The 22419-nt window shown below is 62.4% G+C and carries 16 protein-coding genes and 4 tRNA genes; 14 read left to right on the top strand and 6 right to left on the bottom strand.

The window, feature by feature from the left end; all coding sequences use genetic code 11:
• Positions 1–6: 6 nt before the first annotated feature.
• The 5 genes from C2H86_RS20540 to C2H86_RS20560 all read right to left on the bottom strand — a co-directional run bounded on the left by C2H86_RS20540 (position 7) and on the right by C2H86_RS20560 (position 10042).
• On the bottom strand, positions 7–1317 hold the full coding sequence (locus C2H86_RS20540) for a C4-dicarboxylate transporter DctA (protein WP_159409568.1): 1311 nt from the start codon (positions 1315–1317) through the stop codon (positions 7–9).
• 341 nt (positions 1318–1658) lie between these two features.
• Entirely contained in the window at positions 1659–6452 is a 4794-nt protein-coding gene (locus C2H86_RS20545) for a dermonecrotic toxin domain-containing protein (protein WP_159409569.1), read from the bottom strand.
• 64 nt (positions 6453–6516) lie between these two features.
• Positions 6517–7008: an Lrp/AsnC family transcriptional regulator gene (locus C2H86_RS20550; RefSeq protein WP_159409570.1), complete on the bottom strand. Its 492-nt coding sequence runs from the start codon at positions 7006–7008 to the stop codon at positions 6517–6519.
• Positions 7009–7083: 75 nt separating this feature from the next.
• Entirely contained in the window at positions 7084–8148 is a 1065-nt protein-coding gene (locus C2H86_RS20555) for an ornithine cyclodeaminase (RefSeq protein ID WP_159409571.1), read from the bottom strand.
• Positions 8149–8296: 148 nt separating this feature from the next.
• Positions 8297–10042 (bottom strand): sigma-54-dependent Fis family transcriptional regulator, encoded by a 1746-nt coding sequence (locus tag C2H86_RS20560; RefSeq protein ID WP_159409572.1) that lies wholly within the window; start codon positions 10040–10042, stop codon positions 8297–8299.
• Positions 10043–10266: 224 nt separating this feature from the next.
• Between C2H86_RS20560 and C2H86_RS20565 the strand changes: the two genes are divergently transcribed.
• Genes C2H86_RS20565 through C2H86_RS20590 form a run of 6 tightly spaced genes read left to right on the top strand, consistent with a single transcriptional unit; the run spans position 10267 to position 16186 of the window.
• Complete coding sequence (locus C2H86_RS20565) at positions 10267–11361, top strand: ABC transporter ATP-binding protein (RefSeq protein WP_159409573.1); 1095 nt, start codon at positions 10267–10269, stop codon at positions 11359–11361.
• Positions 11361–12458: an ABC transporter ATP-binding protein gene (locus C2H86_RS20570; RefSeq protein ID WP_159409574.1), complete on the top strand. Its 1098-nt coding sequence runs from the start codon at positions 11361–11363 to the stop codon at positions 12456–12458. The genes C2H86_RS20565 and C2H86_RS20570 overlap by 1 nt, the downstream gene beginning before the upstream one ends.
• The gene (locus C2H86_RS20575) at positions 12455–13318 is read left to right on the top strand and encodes a carbohydrate ABC transporter permease (protein ID WP_159409575.1); all 864 of its coding nucleotides are present in this window, start codon (positions 12455–12457) and stop codon (positions 13316–13318) included. Before C2H86_RS20570 ends, C2H86_RS20575 begins: the two co-directional genes overlap by 4 nt.
• A gap of 3 nt (positions 13319–13321) precedes the next feature.
• Positions 13322–14122 (top strand): carbohydrate ABC transporter permease, encoded by an 801-nt coding sequence (locus tag C2H86_RS20580; RefSeq protein ID WP_159409576.1) that lies wholly within the window; start codon positions 13322–13324, stop codon positions 14120–14122.
• 12 nt (positions 14123–14134) lie between these two features.
• Positions 14135–14407: a DUF2160 domain-containing protein gene (locus C2H86_RS20585; RefSeq protein WP_159409577.1), complete on the top strand. Its 273-nt coding sequence runs from the start codon at positions 14135–14137 to the stop codon at positions 14405–14407.
• A 39-nt stretch (positions 14408–14446) separates the two neighbouring features.
• A complete protein-coding gene (locus C2H86_RS20590) occupies positions 14447–16186 on the top strand; it encodes an ABC transporter substrate-binding protein (RefSeq protein ID WP_159409578.1) in 1740 nt (579 codons plus the stop codon).
• 50 nt (positions 16187–16236) lie between these two features.
• Here the strand turns inward: C2H86_RS20590 and folD are convergent, their stop codons facing one another.
• Positions 16237–17091, bottom strand: a complete 855-nt coding sequence (gene folD / locus C2H86_RS20595) for a bifunctional methylenetetrahydrofolate dehydrogenase/methenyltetrahydrofolate cyclohydrolase FolD (RefSeq protein WP_054883547.1) — start codon at positions 17089–17091, stop codon at positions 16237–16239.
• Positions 17092–17361: 270 nt separating this feature from the next.
• Here folD and C2H86_RS20600 point away from each other — a divergent pair.
• The 8 genes from C2H86_RS20600 (at position 17362) to clpX (ending at position 22260) form a co-directional block, all read left to right on the top strand.
• A tRNA-Arg gene (locus tag C2H86_RS20600) sits at positions 17362–17438 on the top strand.
• Positions 17439–17481: 43 nt separating this feature from the next.
• Positions 17482–17557 (top strand) — tRNA-His (locus C2H86_RS20605).
• Positions 17558–17613: 56 nt separating this feature from the next.
• A tRNA-Leu gene (locus C2H86_RS20610) sits at positions 17614–17698 on the top strand.
• A 44-nt stretch (positions 17699–17742) separates the two neighbouring features.
• Positions 17743–17818 (top strand) — tRNA-His (locus C2H86_RS20615).
• A gap of 453 nt (positions 17819–18271) precedes the next feature.
• Positions 18272–18571: a DUF6388 family protein gene (locus tag C2H86_RS20620; RefSeq protein WP_159409579.1), complete on the top strand. Its 300-nt coding sequence runs from the start codon at positions 18272–18274 to the stop codon at positions 18569–18571.
• 250 nt (positions 18572–18821) lie between these two features.
• Complete coding sequence (gene tig, locus C2H86_RS20625; RefSeq protein ID WP_159409580.1) at positions 18822–20135, top strand: trigger factor; 1314 nt, start codon at positions 18822–18824, stop codon at positions 20133–20135.
• A gap of 91 nt (positions 20136–20226) precedes the next feature.
• Complete coding sequence (gene clpP, locus C2H86_RS20630; protein ID WP_060507986.1) at positions 20227–20868, top strand: ATP-dependent Clp endopeptidase proteolytic subunit ClpP; 642 nt, start codon at positions 20227–20229, stop codon at positions 20866–20868.
• Between the two features lie 108 nt (positions 20869–20976).
• The gene (clpX, locus tag C2H86_RS20635) at positions 20977–22260 is read left to right on the top strand and encodes an ATP-dependent Clp protease ATP-binding subunit ClpX (RefSeq protein ID WP_016394423.1); all 1284 of its coding nucleotides are present in this window, start codon (positions 20977–20979) and stop codon (positions 22258–22260) included.
• Positions 22261–22419 lie beyond the last annotated feature (159 nt).

The following is a 22419-nucleotide window of genomic DNA, read 5'->3' on the forward strand; positions in this document are numbered from 1 at the left end:
GCGGGCTCAGAATTCCTGCTGATGGGTGTTGGCTTGTTTGCGCGGGGCAGGGGCGAAGCCGGGTTTGCCATCGAGCACGTTCTGCGCGCGCTCAAGGTCGATGTCCTTTTCCCAGCGGGCGATGGCCACGGTGGCCACGCAGTTGCCGATCAGGTTGGTCAGTGCCCGGCCAATGCCCATGAACCAGTCCACCGCCAGCACCAGTACCAGGCCCACCACTGGGATCGCCGGCACGGCGGTCAGGGTCGCGGCGAGGATCACCAGCGCCGAGCCTGGGATGCCGTGAGCGCCCTTGGAAGTCACCAGCGACACCAGCAGGATGGTCAGCAGGTCGGTCATCGCCAGTGGCGTGCCGGTGGCGTTGGCAATGAACACGATGGCCAGGGTCAGGTAGATGGAGAAACCGTCGAGGTTGAACGAGTAGCCGGTGGGGATGACCAGGCCGACGGTGGAGCTGCCGATGCCCAGGTGTTCCAGCTTGCGCATGATCTGCGGCAGCACGGCGTCGGACGACGCGGTGCCGAGGACGATGGTCAGCTCTTCACGCAGGTACTTGATGAACGGCAGCAGTTTCAGGCCCGACACGCGCATTACGGTACCCAGGACGATCAGTACGAAGCCGGCGCAGGTCAGGTAGAACAGCGCCACCAGCCCACCCAGGTGCTGCAGCGACTCCAGGCCGTACTTGCTGGTGGTGAAGGCGATGGCACCGAACACGCCGATCGGCGCCAGGCGCACGATCATGCCCATGATGCGGAAGATCACGTGGCTCAGCTCATTGATCAGCCGCGAGATGCCTGCGGCCGATTCGCCTACCAGGTTCAAGGCGCTGCCGAACAGCACCGAGAACAACAGCACCTGGAGGATGTTATTGTCGGCAAAGGCACCAACCACCGAGGTCGGGATCAGGTCCATGAAGAACGCCGTGGCCCCATGGATGTGCTGGCCACGTTCGGCCAGGCTGCTGGCGTCGGCGCTGGACAGCTGGTCGAGGTGGATGTTGGCGCCACTGCCAATGCCGCTGCTGAAGGCGAACACCAGGCCGATGACCAGGGCGATGGTGGTCAGCACTTCGAAGTAGATCACCGATTTCAGGCCGATGCGCCCGACCTTCTTCAGGTCGCCGGCACCGGAGATGCCACTGACCACCACGCAGAAGACGATCAGGCCGATGAGCATCTTGATCAGCTTGATGAAGCCGTCGCCAAGGGGTTTGAGCTGCAGGGAGACTTCGGGGAAGCTGAGGCCGCAGGCGATGCCGAGGGCAAGGCCGAGCACGACTTGCAGGAAGATCGAACGCGAGCACCATTTGAGCATGGGATTGATCTCTGATCGGTGTCCTTGCTTCGGTGCCGCACGGGGCGAAAGAGCGCAGGACTTCATTATTGTTGTGGTCTTACCGGTTTGTTCAGCGCGGGATCATAAAACCGCGAAAAATCCGACATTGCAAGGAATTTTGGCCTTACCGGTCTGACCAGTTGTGGGGCATTGGTGCCGGTTGGGCTCTAGTTCGGTGCATGGGGCGATGCTGCGGCCCATGCAGTCCGACGAATAGCACCAGGAGGTGGCCAATGCCTGGTCTGCTGAAGCAATCAGCTTGCCAGGATCCCAGGGCGGGAGATTGCCCCGTGCCAGGTAACCGACACGGGGTGGGTGGCTCAGGCGTCGGGCGCGAACGCTCGTGGGTTGGCTTCGCTCATGATCGCGGTCAGGCGGCCCAGTAGCGCTTCCCAGGCTTGCCGGCGACTTTGCAGCAATAGTGTCGAAGCCTGCAGGTAGTGCTCACTGTCGTTGGAAAGGTCGACACGCTGCAGCACACCTGCGCGGCGCCAGGCAATATGCCCCATGTGCTGCTCCAGGCTGGCGATGTAGCCCGGCGGGACCTCGGGCCCGGTGTAAGCACCGGCCTCGGCGGTGCTGTCATTGAGCGTGTCGAAGTATTCCGAAGCGCCTTCCCATTGCCGGGCAAAGGCCTCGAAGTCATGAGGGTGCAATCGTTCAAGCCAACGCTGCCAGAAGGGTTGATCGCTGGCCCAGCCATTGAGGTCTTGCGCGCCTGCCTCGGCCCACACGGCCTGCTCCAGTCGCAACAAGGTGCTATCGCTAAGGCGCGCGAGGTATTCGAACTGCATGGTGACCGGTTGGGCGGGTAGCCGTAGCCGCTGCTGCAGGCGGATGCGTGCAAACAAGGCCATTTCCAGCTCATCCAGGAGAAAGTCCGGCTCGGTCAGCAGCGCGTCGCTGAGATCGTCATGGCTCGACAAAGCTGGCGCGGCCTCGCGGTCGGTCGCATTGTCGGCCTCGGCCAAGGCCCTTCGTCTGGCACGCCTCGCGTTATAAAGCTCGCCGATGTGCTCATCGAGCAGGCGCTGGCGCATCAGGCTCGCGACGCTCTCGATGGCGACCTGCTCATTGCTGGCCCCCGGTTGTGCATGGACCACCGATTGCCACACTGTCACCTCGGTCTCGACCTGCTGGAAGAGCAGGGAGGCCTGGTCGACGCATTGCTGGCCTGCATCATTCAGCAGGTCGTTGATCTGTTGCTGCAACTGAGCAATACCTGTACCAGGCTGATCTGTACGCGCACCGTCGATCAGTGTCTGCAGCACATGGCGCATACGTTCATCTATCGCCGCTGCGTTGGTCTGGTAAGCTTGTGTACCGGGCATGCGTTGATACAGGTCAAACAGCGGTTGCCAGTTTGCATCCATCCAGAAATTAGACACATGTGCCCTCAATGGACCAGGCCAACCGCTTGTCCAGTCATTTGCATTGGCGTCTTCCTGTTGAATGGGTAGCCCGGCGTCGTCGAGCCGCTGTAACGCCAGATCGCTGAGAGGGTTGTCGTCGAAGGCATAGCTCAGTTCATCGTCGCCCTCGCGTACTCGACGGGCGAACGTCGTATCGCGCAACGCGGGTACGTCGCTCAATTCGTTCAGGCTCAGATCGATGGCGCGAAGGTTCATGGGCTCCTGCCCCATCAATGCGGTCAGCCCGGTGGGCCATTCAAAGATCAGCGTACGTTCAAGGTCGAGTTGTTCGAGCGCGGTCCAACCGGTCAGGTCGGGCGCCAGTTCCAGCGGGTTGTAACGCAGCGAAAGCAAGCGCAGCCGGTTCAGGCCGGCGAGCGCTGAGCGGCTTTCTTCAGTCAGCACGATTTCATTGCGCCCCAGTTCGAGGTGGGTAAGGCTGGGCCAGCGTTGCAGTGCCTGAAAATGCTCCGCGCCGAAGGTCAGGTTATTGAGGTCGGCCTGGAAAAAGCTCAGAGACGGAAGTTCGGCAAGCCGTTCAAGGGCACTGACAGAGAGGTTCTGCAGACTCTGTGACAGGTTCAGGCGCTGGAGGTTGATCAGGCGCGTCAGCGTCGAGACGTCGGCCTCCCGTGAGAGATCGAGCAGGTTGTGCGAGAGGTCGAGCAATTGCATCTCGGTGAGTTCGCCCAGTGCCGCAGGAACTACCCTGAGGGCGTTGTCTTCGAGGTCTAGGTTGCGTAACCGAGGGAAGGCTCTGAGAAAACCATCCAGCTGAGTGTTGGCATGATCCACCAACCCGCTGATGCGCAGTTGGCGAACCTGGGGCAGGGGCACGCTCAGCGTTGGCAATGCTCCTATTTGTGCCGCATCGATTTCGACAATCACGAAGTTGACGGCGCCGGTCGGCTCCACGGGGTTTTCGCGTCGCCACGCCTGGCGTATGCGTTGGGCCTGCACGTCGCGGGCCGTGCGCTGCTGGCCTCGGGCAGTCTCGACCCAGCCTTGCAGCTCGCTGTCGAGACGTTGGTAATCGGCGCGCAGCCCTTCGAGCATGCGCGCGAATGCGCCAGGCTGATCGCCGGCTTCCTGCCGCAGTTGCTGACGCAACCATTCGCGCTCTTCCAGGTTGCCGGCGGGGTAAAGCTGGTCGAACAGTTCATCGTCGCTCAGCCAGCCGCGCCCCCGGCCACTGAGCCTGTAGCCGGGCTTGCCATCCAGCCAGGTTGGCGGGTTGTACAGCGGACGAATCGGCGCCATGCCCAAGTCGCGCGCAGTGGCTTCGCGATCCTGCCATGCCAGATCGAACAATGCGTCGCGCAGCCCCGATACGTCGTGGATATCCAGTTTCAGTGCGTTGCGTTCGCTGTCGGGCAGGGCCTGCAGGACGGATGCCAGCAGCTCGTCACGATTGCCCAGGACTTGGCCGGAGTCGTCGGCGGGCTCATAACCCAGGTCGCTGCGCAGCACCTGTTTGCTGGTCGTGCCATTGCCCGCCACGTCGATCAGGCGGCCATTGTCATGCAGTTCCAGGCGTATGTCGCCGGTCCACCCAGGTAACCGAGGCAGGTTGGCGAACACCAGTCGGTCGCGGTCAGCACCGCTTCCCTGCAATTGCCGGAGCTGACGTAGTGCGCGGTTGAGGCGCGCGTCACGCAGGTACAAACGCGCCTGTTCGGCCAAGCGCAAGGGCAGCCGCCCACTCTGCTTGAGAGCGGCCAAGTCCTGGCTGGAAGCGGTTGCCAGAATTTCGTTGCGTATTCTGGGGCTGAGCGAAGGAAAGTCTCGAGCCAGCACACTGCTATCGCCGAGGCCGACATTTTTGGGCAGCGTTGCGCCAAAGGCTTCGAGGCTGTCCAGGAGCGGGGCCGGTAAAGGACGATGATCTTGCAGCAGTCGGCGCAAAGCGGCGTCGTCATAGCCACTGCTGCGCAGCGCATGCATCAGCGCGGTATCGTCCAGGCCGGCGCTTGCCGGGCCGAGGCGGCGTGCCAGGGCAGGGCTGTGCCAGGCCAATGGCCGCTCGTGCTCCAGCAACCATGCACCGTCACCGTTGCCCAACAGCCTGGGCTGGTGACGATGATACTTGCCCGCTGCAAGGCGCCAGCGGCCCTTGCCCGCTGACTCCACGGCGTACGCCTGGCCTTCGTGCAGCCACCAGCGCGTCCCTTGCCAGGTGTGCAAGCCGTTGGCTGGCAGTGTTGTTTGCGCTGGCCAGGGGCGGGGCTGGGCGAACGCTGACAGGCTCCCATGCCAGAGGCGTTCGCTGTCGCCCTCGCCGACGCGTTGCCAGTCATGCAATGGCCCGGTCGGCTCGGCGAAATGCCCCGCGGCACCAATGGCGGCGAACTGCGCCAGGTTCTCGAACACCGCGAACAAATGGCCGATGGCCGCGTCGCTTTCGCCTTCATTGGCTGCATGCACGCCTTCGAGAAACTCGTCCACCACCTGCGCGCCACCCACCACCAGCATCACCTCGGCGAGCCCGGGGACGAAGAAGCTCGCGACGTTCAGAGCATTCAGCCCCGCCTCCAGCCAGCCTTCGACGGTTGCGCGCAGGGCGGCCGCGTCGCGCTGCTCGGTCGGTACCACGAAATGGGCTGCATCCTGGCGCTTGCGTTCAAGCATCGTGCGTGTGCGCTCGGCAAAACAGTCTTTACTCCAGGGCGTTGCGCTCCACGGCAGCCTGGCGTTTTTATCCAGGGTCTCCTGCCACAGATGGCGAGGGTTGGGGAACAGCCGGGAGATCCAGCTGAAATGCTCGCCCTTTTCCAGATGCGGCGTGACCGGTTGCAGGGTGGCATAGGGAAAACGGGGAAACAGGATTTCGCGTAGCCGCTTGGCGAACAGTGGCTGTTGCTCGTGGCTGACATAGCGCAGGAAAAAACGCCGTTGCTCGTCGTGCCAGAGCATTTGCGTCAGTGCTTGACCCAACGCTGCGAGCGAAGGGTACTGGCGCAGTGCCTTGGTCGGGTGGCCAGGCAGGTAAAGCAGGCACACTTCCTTGCTGGCCTGCGGCCGCATGCGGATCAGCAGCGGGCCGTTGAGCGGGCAGTCGAGCAGGGTGAGGTAGCTGCATTCCAGTGCTTGCACGTTACCATCAGGGCGCAGGAGCGAAGACACGCCCGCCAGTGCCGCCTCGCCCAAGGATTGACCACGGCTATCGATGTGCCCGTGCAGCTTCGCCAGGCTGGTTTCAACGGCAAAGGCGGCTTTGTCCTGACGTTGCTGCATTTGCCGTGTGAGGTCGGTGTCGAGCAGATCCGCCAGGTGAGCCTGGTAACGGCGTCCGAGGTCCAGATTCCGCACTGCATTGACGAAGCGGCCGGCATCAATGTCGGTTCTGGCCGCTGCGTCTTTGCTTAGATACAGCCTTACCCGGTCGCCCTCGTCGAAGTTCAGCATGGCCGCTTCCAGCCATGACCTGTCGCGTCCTTGGGCAATGTCCCAGAGCCAGCCCTGGCCAACATCAGGCAGCTCCTGTTCCGCAAACCAGTACGCCAGGGCATCCTCCAGTTGCGGGCGGCAGAATGCTTCGGGTGTCTGCACGCCTGCCAGATGCCGACGAAGCTGACGGGTGGCACGATGGCTTTCCCGTACCCGTAATTCCAGTTGCTTGCGCTCAGCGGGCTTACTGGTTGTCAACCATTGCGGTGCGCGTCGTTGTATGAACGCCAGGTGAGGCGAAAGCTGTCTGGGCATGAGCCGCTCTCCAATGTCGGGGCGGCCAGCTTAGTGAGGGACACAGAGCGATTGGGTTATCGGGTTACAGCCCGGTCGGTGGCGGTACGCACTTGATCGCGGCTAGCTCTGGGTGCGCCACCAGTTTGTCGATATGCAGCGAATCGTCGTTCATCCAGCTTTCGCTGAGCAGCCGGTAATGCTCCATGTCACGGCAGCGCAGGCGCAGGCTGTAATCGAAGTGGCCACTGATCAGTTGGCATTCGTAAACCTCCGGGCACTTCAGCATGGTGGCCTCGAAGGCTTTCTGCGCGACGCGCCCGCTCTGGTTGGACAGGGCTACCAACACCAGCAGCGACAGGCCTGGGGCCAGCTTCTGCAAGTCGATGATAGCGCCGTAGCCGCGGATCACGCCGCGGCGTTCGAGCTTGCGCACGCGTTCCAGGCAGGGACGCGGGGTGAGGTGGACCAGGGTCGAGAGCTTTTCGAAGGTGATGCGCCCGTCATGGCGCAACACCTCAAGGATGGCTTCGTCGATGCGGTCCAGGGGTGGGGCGTTGGCGTCCTTGGTGTCCATGCGCGGGGCTTCTTTCGAAAGAGGGCATGGACAGGGTAGGCGTAAACCGGGGCCGCTGCGCGACCCCGGGGTGTATCAGGCACAGGCGCTGTCTGCCTTGTGCATCGAGCGAACCCCCACCACCCGCGGTTGCAGCAGCGCATAGAGGTCTTTCGGGTTGTCCAGCGTCGGCACCAGCGCAATGTCCTGGCCGATCCCCAGCATGCGTGCGCTATCCAGCACGTAGCGCAGCGCCGAGTAGTCTTCAAGGGCAAACCCGACCGAGTCGAACAGGGTCACCTGCCCGGCATGCTCGCGGCCTTGCACAAGCCCCGCGATCACTTGCCAGAACTCGACCACCGGCGAGTCGCCAGGCATTTGCTGGATCTCGCCCTCGACACGGCTTTGCGGCTCGTACTCGACGATCACCCGCGCCTGCTCGACGATCTCGCGATGCAGTTCGGTCTTGCCTGGGCAGTCGCCACCTACGGCGTTCAGGTGCATGCCCGGCTCGATCATGTCCGGCGTGAGGATGGTCGCATAGGCCTTGTCGGCGGTGACCGTGGTGACGATGTCGGCACCGCGCACGGCTTCGGCAACCGAACTGGCGATGCTCAGCTTAAGGCCGGGGCGGCCGGCCAGGTTGGCCACCAGCTTGGCAGAGGCCGTCGGGTCGATGTCGTACAGGCGGATTTCATCGATACCCACCAGGGTGTTGAAGGCGATGGCCTGGAATTCGCTCTGCGAGCCATTGCCGATCAGCGCCATGCTGCGGCTGTCTTCACGCGCCAGGTAGCGTGCCGCCAGTGCCGAGGTGGCTGCCGTACGAATCGCGGTGGTCAGGGTCATCTCGCTGAGCAGCAGCGGGGTGCCGGTGTCGACATCGGCCAGGGTGCCGAAGGCCATCACCGTAGGCAGGCCATGGTGGGTATTCTTCGGATGGCCGTTGACGTACTTGAAGGCATAAAGGCTGGCGTCGGACACCGGCATCAGCTCGATGACCCCGTCGGGCGAGTGGTTGGCCACCCGTGCACACTTCTCGAAGGCTGGCCAGCGCAGGTAGTCCTGGCGGATGTACTCGGCCATTTCCACCAGGCAAGTGGGCAGGCCTTTGCGGTTGACCAGGCGGGCGAGGTCTTGCACATCGATATAGCGGGTCATGACGGGTCTCCTTGCGGCGACGCTCCAGTAAGGGCTGTGGAGATATTGTCAGACGCGCAGCGTTGCGATGCTGGCTGAAGCAGGGGCTGGCGACAGCGGGGGCGGCTGATTTTTGCCAGGCGGCAGCAGAATCGGCTGTGGTCAGCCCCTAGCGTTCGCGCAGCCGCTTGTAGAGCGTGGTGCGGCTGATGCCCAGCGCCCGGGCCACCGCCGACAGGTTGCCATTGGCCTGTGCCAGCAATGTCTGCAGGTCGGCTTCGTTGGCAGGCTCTGCCGCCTTCGCCAACGGCTCATGCGCTTCGGCCAGAAACCCCGCCGGCAAGTGCTCGACGCCGACCGGCCTGTTCCCCGCCAGGGCCAGCGCCACCTGCAGCACGCTCACCAGTTCACGCAGGTTGCCCGGCCAGGGATGACGGTCCAGCAGCTCGACAATGGCCGCTGGCAGCCGTTGTGGTTGGCCGGCGTCGCGGTAGCAAGCATGCACCTGCTCGATCAGCTCGCGCCGGTCGCTGCGCTCGCGTAGGGGCGGCAACTCCACTGCCAGCCCGGCGATGCGGTAGTAAAGGTCTTGACGAAAGCGCCCCGCACGCACCTCGGCGGCAAGGTCGCGGTTGCTGGCCGAGACCACGCGTATGTCCACCGCTACCGGCTCGCCGCTGCCCAGCGGCTGGATACTGCGCGTCTGCAGCACGCGCAGCAGGCGCGCCTGGGTGGGCAGTGGCATGTCGCCGATTTCGTCGAGAAACAGGATGCCCTGGTCAGCCTTGCGAATGAGCCCGGGGTTGCCTTTGTGATGGGCACCTGTGAAGGCGCCCTTGTCGTAGCCGAACAGTTCCGACTCGACCAGCTCGGCGGGAATAGCCGCGCAGTTGACCGCGATCAGGGGTTGCCGGGCACGGCTGCTGGCGCGGTGCAGGGTGTCGACGAAAACCTCCTTGCCGACGCCGGTTTCACCTTGGACCAGCACCGGGATGTCCTTCTCCAGCAACAGGCGCGCCTGCTCCAGGGCCTTGACCAGGCGCGGGTCAGTGCAGGCCGATGGCGGTTGGCGAGGGGCCTGCCACTGACAATGGAAGCGGTTACGCCCGGCGGCCTGCACGGCGAATGGCCGTTGTTGCGGGTGGCCGAGCAGTTGCCGCAGTGGCTGTTGGAACAGCTGCTCGATGTTCTGCCGCAACGGGTTGCCGCCGAGCAGGCTGTCGGCCCGGTGGTTGGCGGCCAGCACCTGGCCGCTGTCGTCGAACACCAGCAGGCCGGCCCACGGGCTGTCGAGGTTGTCGCTGGCGCTGTTGAAAAGTAGCTGGGCGTGCCGGTCGGCATGTTCGGCAAGGATCAGTCGGTTTTCCAGGCTCTGGCTCATCATGCGCACCAGGCCCAAGGTCTGGCTGGCCGGCAGGTAACCGTCGCTGGCCACGTCGAGCACGCCGACGAGGTGCCGGTTGGCGTCGAACAACGGCGCGGCAGCGCTGGACATGTAGCGGTTCTGGCGCAGGAAGTGCTCATCCTGGCCGACGTGAAGCGCTTCGGCGCAGACCAGCGCAGTACCCAGCGCATGGGTGCCGACGCCGCGCTCGTGCCAATGGGCACCGGCGCTGAAGCCTTGCTGTTGGCGTGGGTCGATGAAACGTCGCGAACCCCAGGTGTCGAGCAGGCAGCCGCTGGCATCGGCCAGCATCACCAGGTAGCTGGCATTGCTCAGCAGGTGGGCGTAGTGCGGCAGCACTTCGTCGCGGGTGAGGTGCAGCAGGGCCTGGCGCCGTTCGAGCAGGGCGTTCAGTTCGGCGTGGGTCAGGCAGTCGAAATCTGGCTCACTCTGGGGTTGCAGGCCGTGGTCGCGGCAGCGCGCCCAGGAGGCCTGGATCAGCTGGGCATGGGGCGAAGCGGATGCGGCCATGGGCCTGTCCTGTGTGATTGTTGTTATGGGGCCGACCGCTGTTCAGTGTCGTTCACGGTTGTTCAATGTCAAACCGACAAGTGTTCAGGTGTGCAGTGCATGTGTTCACTTGCGAACCACCGATTTACCGGCCACGCCGCCCAGGGCCTGGGCTAGAGCGGTGTAGCGCAATTGGCACGGAACTGGCTCTGTAGGGCAGACAACCCATACGAGCAGGTCATGCCATGTCCTTGGTGCTGGAGCAGGTCAGTCGCAGTGTCGATGGCCAAGCCTGGATCATCGATGCTTCGCTGCGTTTCGAGCCTGGCTCGTTCAACGTGCTGCTGGGCCGCACGCTGGCGGGCAAGACCAGCCTGATGCGGCTGATGGCCGGGCTCGACCGACCGGATCACGGGCGCGTGCTGATGAACGGCGAGGACGTGACCGGTATGCCGGTGCGCCAGCGCAATGTATCGATGGTGTATCAGCAGTTCATCAACTACCCGACCTTGAGCGTGTTCGAGAACATCGCCTCGCCTTTGCGCCAGGCCCGCCTGGCCGAGGCGGATATCCGCCGGCGGGTGCAGGAAACCGCCGAGATGCTGCGCATCGACGCCTACCTGCAGCGTCTGCCACTGGAGCTGTCCGGTGGCCAGCAGCAGCGCACGGCAATGGCCCGGGCGCTGGTCAAGGATGCTTCGCTGATCCTGTTCGACGAACCGCTGGTCAACCTCGACTACAAGTTGCGCGAAGGGCTGCGCCAGGAGCTGCGCGAGCTGTTCGCCGCCCGCAACTGCATCGCCGTGTATGCCACCACCGAGCCCAACGAAGCGCTGGCGCTGGGTGGTACCACGACCCTGTTGCACGAAGGGCGCATCGTCCAGAGCGGGGCGACGGCCCAGGTCTACCAGCGGCCTGGTAGCGTGCTGGCCGCCGAGCTGTTTTCCGAGCCGCCGATCAACCTGGTGCCCGGGCGTGTCGCCGGCAACGAAGTGAGCCTGGCCCAGGCCGTGCACTTCGCGCGCAATGCCGACCTGCAGGGGATCGCTGATGGCGACTACCGTTTCGGCGTACGCCCCAGCCACATCACTCTGGTGCCGACCCATGACGATGACCTTGAGCTGGCCGTGCGCGTGGAGCTGGCCGAGATCAGTGGCTCGGAGACCTTTCTGCACGTGCGCAACGAGCACTGGCGGATGATCCTGCACTTGCCAGGGGTTCACGAATATCAGGTGGATACGCCGATCCGCGTGTTCATCCCTACCCACAAGCTGTTCGTCTTCGACAGTGCCGGCGCGCTGGTGCAGGCACCGGGGCTGCGCCAGGCGAGGAGTGCCTGATGGCCGAGATCCGACTGCGCCAGCTGGCGCACAGTTACAGCCGGCAACCCACGTCCGAGGGCGACTACGCCCTGCACGAACTGGAGCACGTGTGGGAGCAGGGAGGCGCCTATGCCTTGCTCGGGCCGTCGGGCTGCGGCAAGTCGACCTTGCTGAACATCATCTCCGGCCTGCTCACGCCGTCCCATGGCGAAGTGCTGTTCGACGGCAAGCCGGTCAATGCGCTGTCGCCGCAGCAGCGCAACATTGCCCAGGTGTTCCAGTTCCCGGTGGTGTACGACACCATGACGGTGTTCGACAATCTGGCCTTCCCGCTACGTAATCAGGGCCTTGACCAAGCGCGGGTGCGCGAGCGGGTGGCGGAGATCGCCGAGGTGCTGGACCTCGGCGCCGTGCTCGGCAAGAAGGCGCGCAACCTCAGTGCCGACGAAAAGCAGAAAGTTTCCATGGGTCGCGGCCTGGTGCGCGACGACGTGTCGGCGATTCTCTTCGACGAGCCGCTGACGGTGATCGACCCGCACCTGAAGTGGAAGCTGCGGCGCAAGCTCAAGCAGATCCACGAGCAATTCAACATCACCATGATCTACGTCACCCACGATCAGCTGGAAGCCTCCACCTTCGCCGACAAGATCGCGGTGATGCACGGGGGGCGCATCGTCCAGTTCGGTACGCCACGAGAACTGTTCGAGCGGCCGCGGCATACCTTCGTCGGCTACTTCATCGGCAGCCCGGGGATGAACCTGGTCGAGGTGCGTGCCGAAGCCGACGGCGTGGCATTTGGCGATATCCACCTGGCGTTGCCCGATGGCCTGCGCGAGCGCCTGGCTGCAACGGCGGGCGGGCGTTTGCAGGTAGGCATCCGCCCGGAGTTCGTGCAGCTGTGGGACAGCCCGTTCGATGGCGCCTACCCGGCCCAGGTGAGCGATGTCGAGGACCTGGGCACCTACCGCATCGTCACCCTCGAACTGGGCGGCGTTGCGCTGAAAGCTCGCGTGGACGAGGACCGACCGCTGCCGCTGGCGCAAGCTTGGGTCAGCCTGCCGACGCAATGGCTGATGCTGTACGTGGACGATGTGCTGCTGGAGGCCGGGCCATGAACAAGGTGCCGAACAACAAGGCTTGGTGGCTGGTGCTACCGGTGTTCCTGCTGGTGGCGTTCAGTGCCGTGATACCGATGATGACCGTGGTCAACTATTCGTTGCAGGACATCTTCGACCCGTCCAACCGCTATTTCGTCGGTGCTGACTGGTACCGCCAGGTGCTGCGCGACCCGGCGCTGCACGACGCCTTGCTGCGGCAGTTCGTCTATTCCGCCTGCGTGCTGCTGATCGAGATTCCGCTGGGCATCGCCATCGCCCTGACCATGCCGACCAAGGGGCGCATGGCGTCGGTGTGCCTGATCGTCATGGCCGTTCCGTTGCTGATCCCATGGAACGTGGTGGGCACCATCTGGCAAATCTTCGGGCGCGCAGATATCGGCCTGCTAGGCGCGACCCTGGCCAAGCTCGGGGTCAGCTACAACTACGCCGGCGACCCGTTCGATGCCTGGCTCACGGTGCTGGTGATGGATGTCTGGCACTGGACATCGCTGGTGGCGCTGCTGTGCTACTCGGGCCTGCGTGCCATTCCCGACGTGTACTACCAGGCAGCACGCATCGACCGGGCCTCGGGTTGGGCGGTGTTCCGCCATATCCAGTTGCCGAAGCTGAAGAATGTGCTGCTGATCGCCGTGATGCTGCGCTTCATGGACAGCTTCATGATCTACACCGAGCCATTCGTGCTGACCGGTGGCGGGCCGGGCAACGCGACCACCTTCCTCAGCCAGACCCTTACGCGCATGGCGGTAGGGCAGTTCGACCTCGGCCCGGCGGCGGCATTCTCGCTGGTGTACTTCCTGATCATCCTGCTGGTGTCATGGCTGTTCTATACCGCCATGACCCACGCCGACAAGGACTAGCCCATGAGCATGCGCAAGACGCTGGCCCTGCTGGTGTATTTCTTCTTTCTGCTGGTGCCGATCTATTGGTTGCTGAACATGTCGTTCAAGAGCAACACCGAGATCCTCGGCGGCCTGACCCTGTGGCCGCAGGCATTCACCCTGGACAACTACCGGGTGATCTTCACCGATGCCAGCTGGTACAGCGGTTACATCAACTCGCTGTACTACGTGTGCCTGAACACGGTGATTTCGCTGTTGGTGGCGTTGCCGGCGGCATACGCCTTTTCGCGCTATCGCTTCCTCGGTGACCGGCACCTGTTTTTCTGGTTGCTGACCAACCGCATGGCACCACCGGCGGTGTTCCTGCTGCCGTTCTTCCAGCTGTATTCCTCGATTGGCCTGTTCGACACCCATATCGCTGTGGCCCTGGCTCACTGCCTGTTCAACGTGCCGCTGGCGGTGTGGATCCTGGAGGGCTTCATGTCGGGGGTACCGAAAGAAATCGACGAAACAGCCTACATCGATGGGTACAGCTTCCCGCGCTTCTTCGTGAAGATCTTCATCCCGTTGATCGGTTCCGGGATCGGCGTGACGGCATTTTTCTGCTTCATGTTCTCTTGGGTCGAACTGCTGCTGGCGCGCACTCTGACCTCGGTCAACGCCAAGCCGATCGCCGCGGTGATGACCCGCACGGTGTCTGCTTCCGGCATCGACTGGGGCGTGCTGGCGGCGGCCGGGGTACTGACCATCCTGCCCGGCATGCTGGTGATCTGGTTCGTGCGCAACCATGTGGCCAAGGGCTTTGCCCTGGGCCGGGTGTGAGGAGGGCGGGTGATGGAGTGGATGGCCTGGACCTTGCCGACGGCGCTGTTCTTCGCCGCCATCGGCGTACTGCTGTGTTGCATGACGTTGCTGGAGTTGCGTCGCCCTTGCGTGGAGCGGCGCGGTTTTCTGCCGCTCGTCACCAGCCGTGGCGATCGTTTGTTCATCGGCCTGCTGGCCAGCGCCTACCTGCATCTGCTGGTGGTCGGGCTCAGCGACTGGCCGCTGTGGGTGGCCTCGCTGCTGTCGCTGGCGTGGCTGGTGGTGGTGCTGCGCTGGGGCTGAGCGAGCGGCCCCGTGAAATGACTCAATCAGGAGATCACAATGTTCCAGAACAATCACAAGAGGCGACATTTGACCCTGGCCGCGTTGCTGGTACTGGCCAGCGCGCAGGGCATGGCCTGGGCCGATCAGTATGAAGACGCGGCGAAGAAGTGGATCGGCAGCGAGTTCAAGCCTTCGACCCTGACGCCTGAGCAGCAGTTGGCCGAGCTCAGGTGGTTCATCAAGGCGGCTGAGCCGTTCCGTGGGATGAAGATCAACGTGGTGTCAGAAACCATTACCACCCATGAGTACGAATCCAAGGTGCTGGCCAAGGCCTTCAGCGAAATCACCGGTATTCAGCTGACCCACGACCTGCTCCAGGAAGGCGACGTGGTGGAGAAACTGCAGACCCAGATGCAGTCGGACAAGAACATCTACGACGGCTGGGTCAACGACTCCGACCTGATCGGTACGCACTTTCGCTACGGCAAGGTGGAATCGATCACCGACCTGATGGCGAACGAAGGCAAGGACTACACCTCGCCAACCCTGGACCTCAAGGACTTCATCGGCATTTCCTTCACCACGGCGCCGGACGGCAAGGTCTACCAGTTGCCCGACCAGCAGTTCGCCAACTTGTACTGGTTCCGTGCCGACTGGTTCGAGCGACCGGAGCTGAAAGCCAAGTTCAAGGAAAAGTACGGCTACGAGCTGGGGGTGCCGGTGAACTGGTCGGCCTATGAGGACATCGCCAAGTTCTTCAGCGAGGACGTGAAGGAAATCGACGGCAAGCGCGTCTATGGCCATATGGATTACGGCAAGAAGGACCCGTCACTGGGCTGGCGCTTCACCGATGCCTGGTTCTCCATGGCCGGCGGCGGCGACAAGGGCCTGCCCAATGGCCTGCCCGTGGATGAATGGGGCATTCGCGTGGAGGACTGCCACCCGGTCGGCTCCAGCGTGACCCGCGGTGGCGATACCAATGGCCCGGCGGCGGTGTATGCGACGCAGAAGTATGTGGACTGGATGCGCGCCTATGCACCCAAGGAAGCCCAGGGCATGACCTTCTCCGAGGCCGGGCCGGTGCCGGCCCAGGGCAACATCGCCCAGCAGATCTTCTGGTACACCGCCTTTACCGCCGACATGACCAAGCCGGGCCTGCCGGTGGTCAATGCCGACGGCACGCCGAAGTGGCGCATGGCGCCTTCGCCGAAGGGCCCGTACTGGGAGGAAGGGATGAAGCTGGGTTATCAGGACACCGGTTCCTGGACCTTCTTCAAGTCCACCCCCGAGAAGCAGCGGCTGGCGGCGTGGCTGTACGCTCAGTTCGTCACCTCCAAGACCGTGTCGCTGAAAAAGACCGTCGTGGGCCTGACACCCATCCGCGAGTCGGATATCAACTCCCAGGCCATGACCGACCTGGCGCCCAAGCTCGGCGGGCTGGTGGAGTTCTACCGCAGCCCGGCGCGGGTGCAATGGACTCCGACCGGTACCAACGTGCCTGACTATCCACGGCTGGCGCAGTTGTGGTGGAGCCATATTGCCGAAGTGGCCAGTGGCGAGAAGACCCCGCAAGAGGCGCTGGATGGCCTGGCCCGTGACCAGGACCGGATGATGGAGCGCCTGCAGCGTTCCAACGCTCAGGCCACTTGCGCGCCAAAGCTCAACCCGGAGCGCGATGCTCAATACTGGTTCGACCAGCCGGGCGCCCCGAAGCCGAAGCTGGCCAACGAGAAGCCCAAGGGCGAGACAGTGAGCTACAACGAGTTGCTGAAATCGTGGGAGGCCGCGCGCAACTGATCAATTGACCGCGCCTATGAAAACGGCACCTCGAGAGGTGCCGTTTTTACTCACTTATGCAGCTCTTCGGCTGCATATAGCGTGTTCTCCAGCAGGCAGGCGCGGGTCATCGGCCCGACCCCGCCCGGAACCGGCGTGATCCAGCCAGCGCGCGGCAGGGCGGTCTCGTAGACCACGTCGCCGACCAGCTTGCCGTCTTCCTGGCGGTTGATGCCGACGTCGATGACGATGGCGCCTTCCTTGATCCACTCACCCTTGACCAGGCCAGGCTTGCCGGCCGCCACGACCACCAGGTCGGCGCGGCCGACGTGGCCGGCCAGGTCCTTGGTGAAGCGGTGGCAGACGGTCACGGTGCAACCGCCCAGCAGCAGCTCCATGGCCATCGGGCGGCCAACGATATTGGACGCGCCGACGATCACCGCGTTCATGCCGTACAGGTCCTGACCGGTGCTTTCCAGCAGGGTCATGATGCCTTTGGGCGTGCACGGGCGCAGCAGCGGGATGCGCTGGGCCAGGCGGCCGATGTTGTACGGGTGGAAACCGTCGACGTCTTTGTCGGGGCGGATGCGCTCGAGCAGCAGCGAGGCATCCAGATGCGCCGGCAGCGGCAATTGCAGCAGGATGCCATCGACGGCCGGGTCATCGTTGAGGCGGTCGATCAGCTCGGTCAGCGCTTGCTGCGTGGTCTCGCTGGGCAGGTCAAAGGCCTGGGAAATGAAGCCGACCTCTTCGCAGTCCTTGCGCTTGTGCGAGACATAGACTTGGGAGGCGGGGTCGGTGCCGACCAGGATCACCGCCAGGCCCGGAGTGCGCAGGCCTTGCTGGCGACGCTCCTCGACACGTTGAGCGATCTGCTTGCGCAGGTTGGCGGCGATCGCCTTGCCATCGATTAGGTGTGCAGTCATAGACGCGTGATTAACCATCGAGAAAGGAACAATAAAGAGGGCGCATTCTCGCACGACATCGCCCAAGGGCAAAGGCGGGTGGTCGGGCAAATCCCCTAACCCCTTAAATAATTTAAATTTTTTGGAGAAAGGTGTTGACGACCTGGAGGCTCGCCTATAAGATTCGCCGCACTTGTCGGGCACAGCCTAGCACTGGTTGGCGAGGTCGGGCAGAATGAGTGGTTTGGCAGTTACCTGTTAACAGCTTGTTCGGTTAGGCTTCAAGCTTAAGCGCCCGTAGCTCAGCTGGATAGAGCATCCGCCTTCTAAGCGGATGGTCGCAGGTTCGAGTCCTGCCGGGTGCGCCATTTAGGCAGCTTGGGCAAGCAAGTAAGGCTGTAATGCAATATGGTGGGCGTAGCTCAGTTGGTAGAGCGCTGGATTGTGATTCCAGTTGTCGTGGGTTCGATTCCCATCGTCCACCCCATATTCGACGAAGGCGCCTTTGATTGAATGATCTGGCGCCTTTGTTTTAAGCGTTACGCGGACGTGGTGAAATTGGTAGACACACTGGATTTAGGTTCCAGCGGCGCAAGCTGTAAGAGTTCGAGTCTCTTCGTCCGCACCATGCTTCTGTAAGTCTGTATCGCAACACTGCAACACCGCAATATGGTGGGCGTAGCTCAGTTGGTAGAGCGCTGGATTGTGATTCCAGTTGTCGTGGGTTCGATTCCCATCGTCCACCCCATATTTTTTGAAGGCGCCTTGGTCGTGAGATCGGGCGCCTTTGTTGTTTCTGGGGGGTTCGCTTGAGCCTTGCAGCGCCTGCGAGATCGAGCGCCGCCCGCGCGGCGCATCGCGAGCGTTGCTCGCTCCTACGTTTGTTTCGGGCCAGTAACGCCTGTGGCAGACGCGCGCGACCGCCTTGTTTGTACGACGCGATATCGCGCCATGCGCCAAGGCGTTCGCGCGCAAATCCCACAGGAATAATTGGCCCGAAACAAACGTAGGAGCGAGCAAAGCTCGCGATGCGCCGCGCGGGCGGCGCTCGATCTCGCAGGCGCTGCAAGGCTCAAGCTGAAATCTTCGCAGCCATAACTCCATCTCGCCCCTTGTAATCTTCTGGTGACACCCCAATAAAAGCTGTTAGATTTCAGCCGGTTGAAACACCGGCCCATTTGGCCGGCAGAGGAACACCCCGATGATTGCAAAAGAAGCCCGCCAGGCCCTGGCGTTGCAGCGCTTCGCCGAAGCCAATCCGCAGCTGCTCGAGGAAATCCGTGAGCTGGATGCGCGTGAGCAGGCCCAGCAGATCGAGTGGGCATTCGAGGATGCCGCCGATGAGCAGGGGATTCAGCCCTGGGAGCTGGCGCTGCAGTTGATTGCCGAAAGCCCCGAGCAACTGCAGGCCATGCGCCTGGAGACCCATCGCGAAGTGGCTGAGGCACTGGGTATGGAGTGGGAGGAGTACTGCCAGTTCAATGAGGTCGATCCTGAATAAGCGGGTCGCTTTCAAGCTGGTGGTTGTTTGACAAGGTATTTCGGTTGTGTGCCACCCACTGGGGGGGTATGCGGCCCTCTATATATAGAGGCTCGGCACTTCACCGTGCGGGCCATGCAAGTTAATCGACCGGCGAGGTTTCCCGTCGTCCCGGGTGGGGTGACTTCTGGTGCGTGACTCACTAGAATGTTTGCCCTTGATTCTGGAGTCGGGCTATCGCCGGCTAACGTCTGTGCAACGAGGAATATCCATGCAAGTTTCTGTTGAAAACACTTCCGCTCTCGAGCGCCGCATGACCATCGCCGTTCCGGCCGAGCGCGTCGAGAACGAAGTCAACAAGCGTCTGCAACAGACTGCCAAGCGCGCCAAGGTCGCGGGCTTCCGCCCAGGCAAGGTGCCGATGAGCGTGATCCGTCAGCGTTTCGAAGCCGATGCCCGTCAAGAGGCTTTCGGTGACCTGGTCCAGGCTTCCTTCTACGAAGCCATCGTCGAGCAGAAGCTGAACCCGGCTGGCGCTCCAGCCGTCGAGCCGAAGTCCTTCGAGAAGGGCAAGGACCTGGAATTCGTTGCCGTCTTCGAAGTGTTCCCAGAGTTCACCGTTGCCGGCTTCGAGTCGATCAACGTCGAGCGCCTGAGCGCCGAAGTGGCTGACGCCGACCTGGACAACATGCTGGAAGTCCTGCGCAAGCAGAACACCCGCTTCGAGGCCGTCGAGCGCGCTGCGCAGAACGACGATCAGGTCAACATCGATTTCGTCGGCAAGGTCGACGGTGAAGTGTTCGCCGGTGGTTCCGCCAAGGGCACCCAGCTGGTGCTGGGCTCCGGCCGCATGATCCCAGGCTTCGAAGATGGCCTGGTTGGCGCCAAGGCTGGCGAAGAGCGCGTTGTCAACGTGACCTTCCCAGAGGACTACCAGAACCTGGACCTGGCTGGCAAAGCCGCCGAGTTCACCATCACCGTCAACAGCGTGTCGGCCCCTGTGCTGCCAGAGCTGAACGAAGAGTTCTTCGCCCAGTTCGGTATCAAGGAATCGACCCTGGAAGGCTTCCGCACCGAAGTTCGCAAGAACATGGAGCGTGAGCTGCGTCAGGCGATCAAGACCAAGGTCAAGAACCAGGTCATGGACGGTCTGCTGGCCGCCAACCCGATCGAAGTGCCAAAGGCCCTGCTGGAAAACGAAGTCAACCGCCTGCGCGTCCAGGCTGTTCAGCAGTTCGGTGGCAACATCAAGCCTGAGCAACTGCCGGCCGAGCTGTTCGAAGAGCAAGCCAAGCGCCGTGTGGTGCTGGGCCTGATCGTCGCTGAGGTGGTCAAGCAGTTCGAACTGAAGCCAGACGAAGGCAAGGTTCGCGAAATGATCGAAGAAATGGCCTCGGCTTACCAAGAGCCTGAGCAGGTCATCTCCTGGTACTACAAGAACGACCAGCAACTGAACGAAGTTCGTTCGGTTGTGCTGGAAGAACAAGTTGTAGATACTGTTCTGCAGAAAGCGACTGTGACCGACAAGTCGGTCTCGTACGAAGATGCCGTTAAGCCAGCACAGGCTCCTGCCGCCGCTGAGTAACAGGCTGCTCTCGTAGGAAACCCCCACAAGCCAGCCTTCGAGCTGGCTTGTGCGTATTCAAGCCATGACTATTTGGGAGTGAGCGCAGGACATGTCCCGCAATTCTTATATTCAGCAGAGCTCTGACATCCAGGCCGCAGGCGGCCTGGTCCCGATGGTTATCGAGCAGTCCGCCCGTGGCGAACGTGCCTACGACATCTACTCGCGCCTGTTGAAGGAGCGAGTGATTTTCCTGGTTGGCCCGGTAGAGGATTACATGGCCAACCTGGTAGTGGCGCAGCTGCTGTTCCTTGAGGCGGAAAACCCGGACAAGGATATCCATCTGTACATCAACTCCCCGGGCGGCTCGGTGACTGCTGGCATGTCGATCTACGACACCATGCAGTTCATCAAACCGGACGTCTCGACCATCTGCATCGGCCAGGCCTGCAGCATGGGAGCGTTCCTGTTGGCCGCGGGTGCCAAGGGCAAGCGTCACTGCCTGCCGAACTCGCGCGTGATGATCCACCAGCCACTGGGCGGTTTCCAGGGCCAGGCCACCGATATCGAGATCCATGCCCAGGAAATCCTCAATATCAAGGCGCGCCTGAACGAGCTGCTGGCCTACCACACCGGCCAGGATCTCGAGACCATCAAGCGTGACACCGAGCGTGACAACTTCATGAGCGCCTCGCGCGCGGCCGAGTACGGCCTGATCGACTCGGTATACGACAAGCGGCAACTGGTATCCTGAACCTAGGTGCCAGAGCAGGTAGGTGCGGAAAGCGCCTACCTGCGGACTTGAAAAAGCCCGCAATTGCCTTCATCTTGTGTTGCAAGCCTACCGGATTGGATCGATCGAATGACTGACACCCGTAACGGCGAGGACAGCGGCAAATTGCTTTATTGCTCCTTCTGCGGCAAAAGCCAGCACGAAGTGCGCAAACTGATTGCCGGGCCCTCGGTATTTATCTGCGACGAGTGCGTCGACCTGTGCAACGACATCATCCGTGAGGAGGTGCAGGAAGCCCAGGCCGAAAGCAGCGCGCACAAATTGCCTTCGCCGAAAGAAATCAGCGGCATCCTGGACCAGTACGTCATCGGTCAGGAACGCGCGAAGAAGGTCCTGGCCGTAGCGGTGTACAACCACTACAAGCGCCTGAACCAGCGTGACAAGAAGGGCGACGAAGTCGAACTCGGCAAGAGCAATATTCTGCTCATCGGGCCTACCGGCTCGGGCAAGACCCTGCTCGCTGAAACCCTTGCGCGCCTGTTGAACGTACCGTTCACCATTGCTGACGCCACCACCCTGACCGAAGCCGGTTACGTGGGTGAGGACGTCGAGAACATCATTCAGAAACTGCTGCAGAAGTGCGACTACGACGTGGAAAAGGCCCAGATGGGCATTGTCTACATCGACGAGATCGACAAGATCTCGCGCAAGTCGGACAACCCGTCCATCACCCGTGACGTTTCGGGCGAGGGCGTGCAGCAGGCGCTGCTGAAGCTGATTGAAGGCACCGTTGCTTCGGTTCCGCCGCAGGGCGGCCGCAAGCACCCGCAACAGGAATTCCTGCAGGTTGATACCCGCAACATCCTGTTCATCTGCGGTGGCGCCTTCTCCGGCCTGGAAAAGGTCATCCAGAACCGCTCCACCAAGGGTGGCATCGGTTTTGGCGCCGAAGTACGCAGCAAGGAAGAGGGCAAGAAGGTTGGCGAATCGCTGCGCGAAGTCGAACCGGACGATTTGGTCAAGTTTGGCCTGATCCCTGAGTTCGTCGGCCGCTTGCCGGTTCTGGCGACCCTCGACGAGCTGGACGAGGCTGCACTGATGCAGATCCTCACCGAGCCGAAGAATGCCCTGACCAAGCAGTACGCGAAGCTGTTCGAGATGGAAAGCGTGGACCTCGAGTTCCGCACCGACGCCCTCAAGGCCGTCGCGCGCAAGGCCCTGGAGCGCAAGACTGGCGCCCGTGGCCTGCGTTCGATCCTCGAAGGCGTGCTGCTCGACACCATGTACGAGATTCCTTCGCAGAAGGATGTCAGCAAGGTGGTGATCGATGAGAGCGTCATCGAAGGCACTTCGCAGCCGCTGATGATCTACGAAAACAGCGAGCCGCAAGCCAAGGCCGCGCCCGACGCCTGATTTCAGGTCAATGCCGGGTGATGGCAGCAAGCAAGAAAGGGGCCTACGGGCCCCTTTCTGCTTTTCCTATGCAAGCGCTTGTAATTTCCCAAGCGTGCCCCCACATTAGGTCCAAGCATCATTTCCACCGGTTTCCGGCCATAAGGCCGCTGTAGAGGC

This window comes from Pseudomonas putida (genome assembly GCF_009883635.2).
GTDB classification, from domain to species: Bacteria; Pseudomonadota; Gammaproteobacteria; order Pseudomonadales; family Pseudomonadaceae; genus Aquipseudomonas; species Aquipseudomonas putida_W.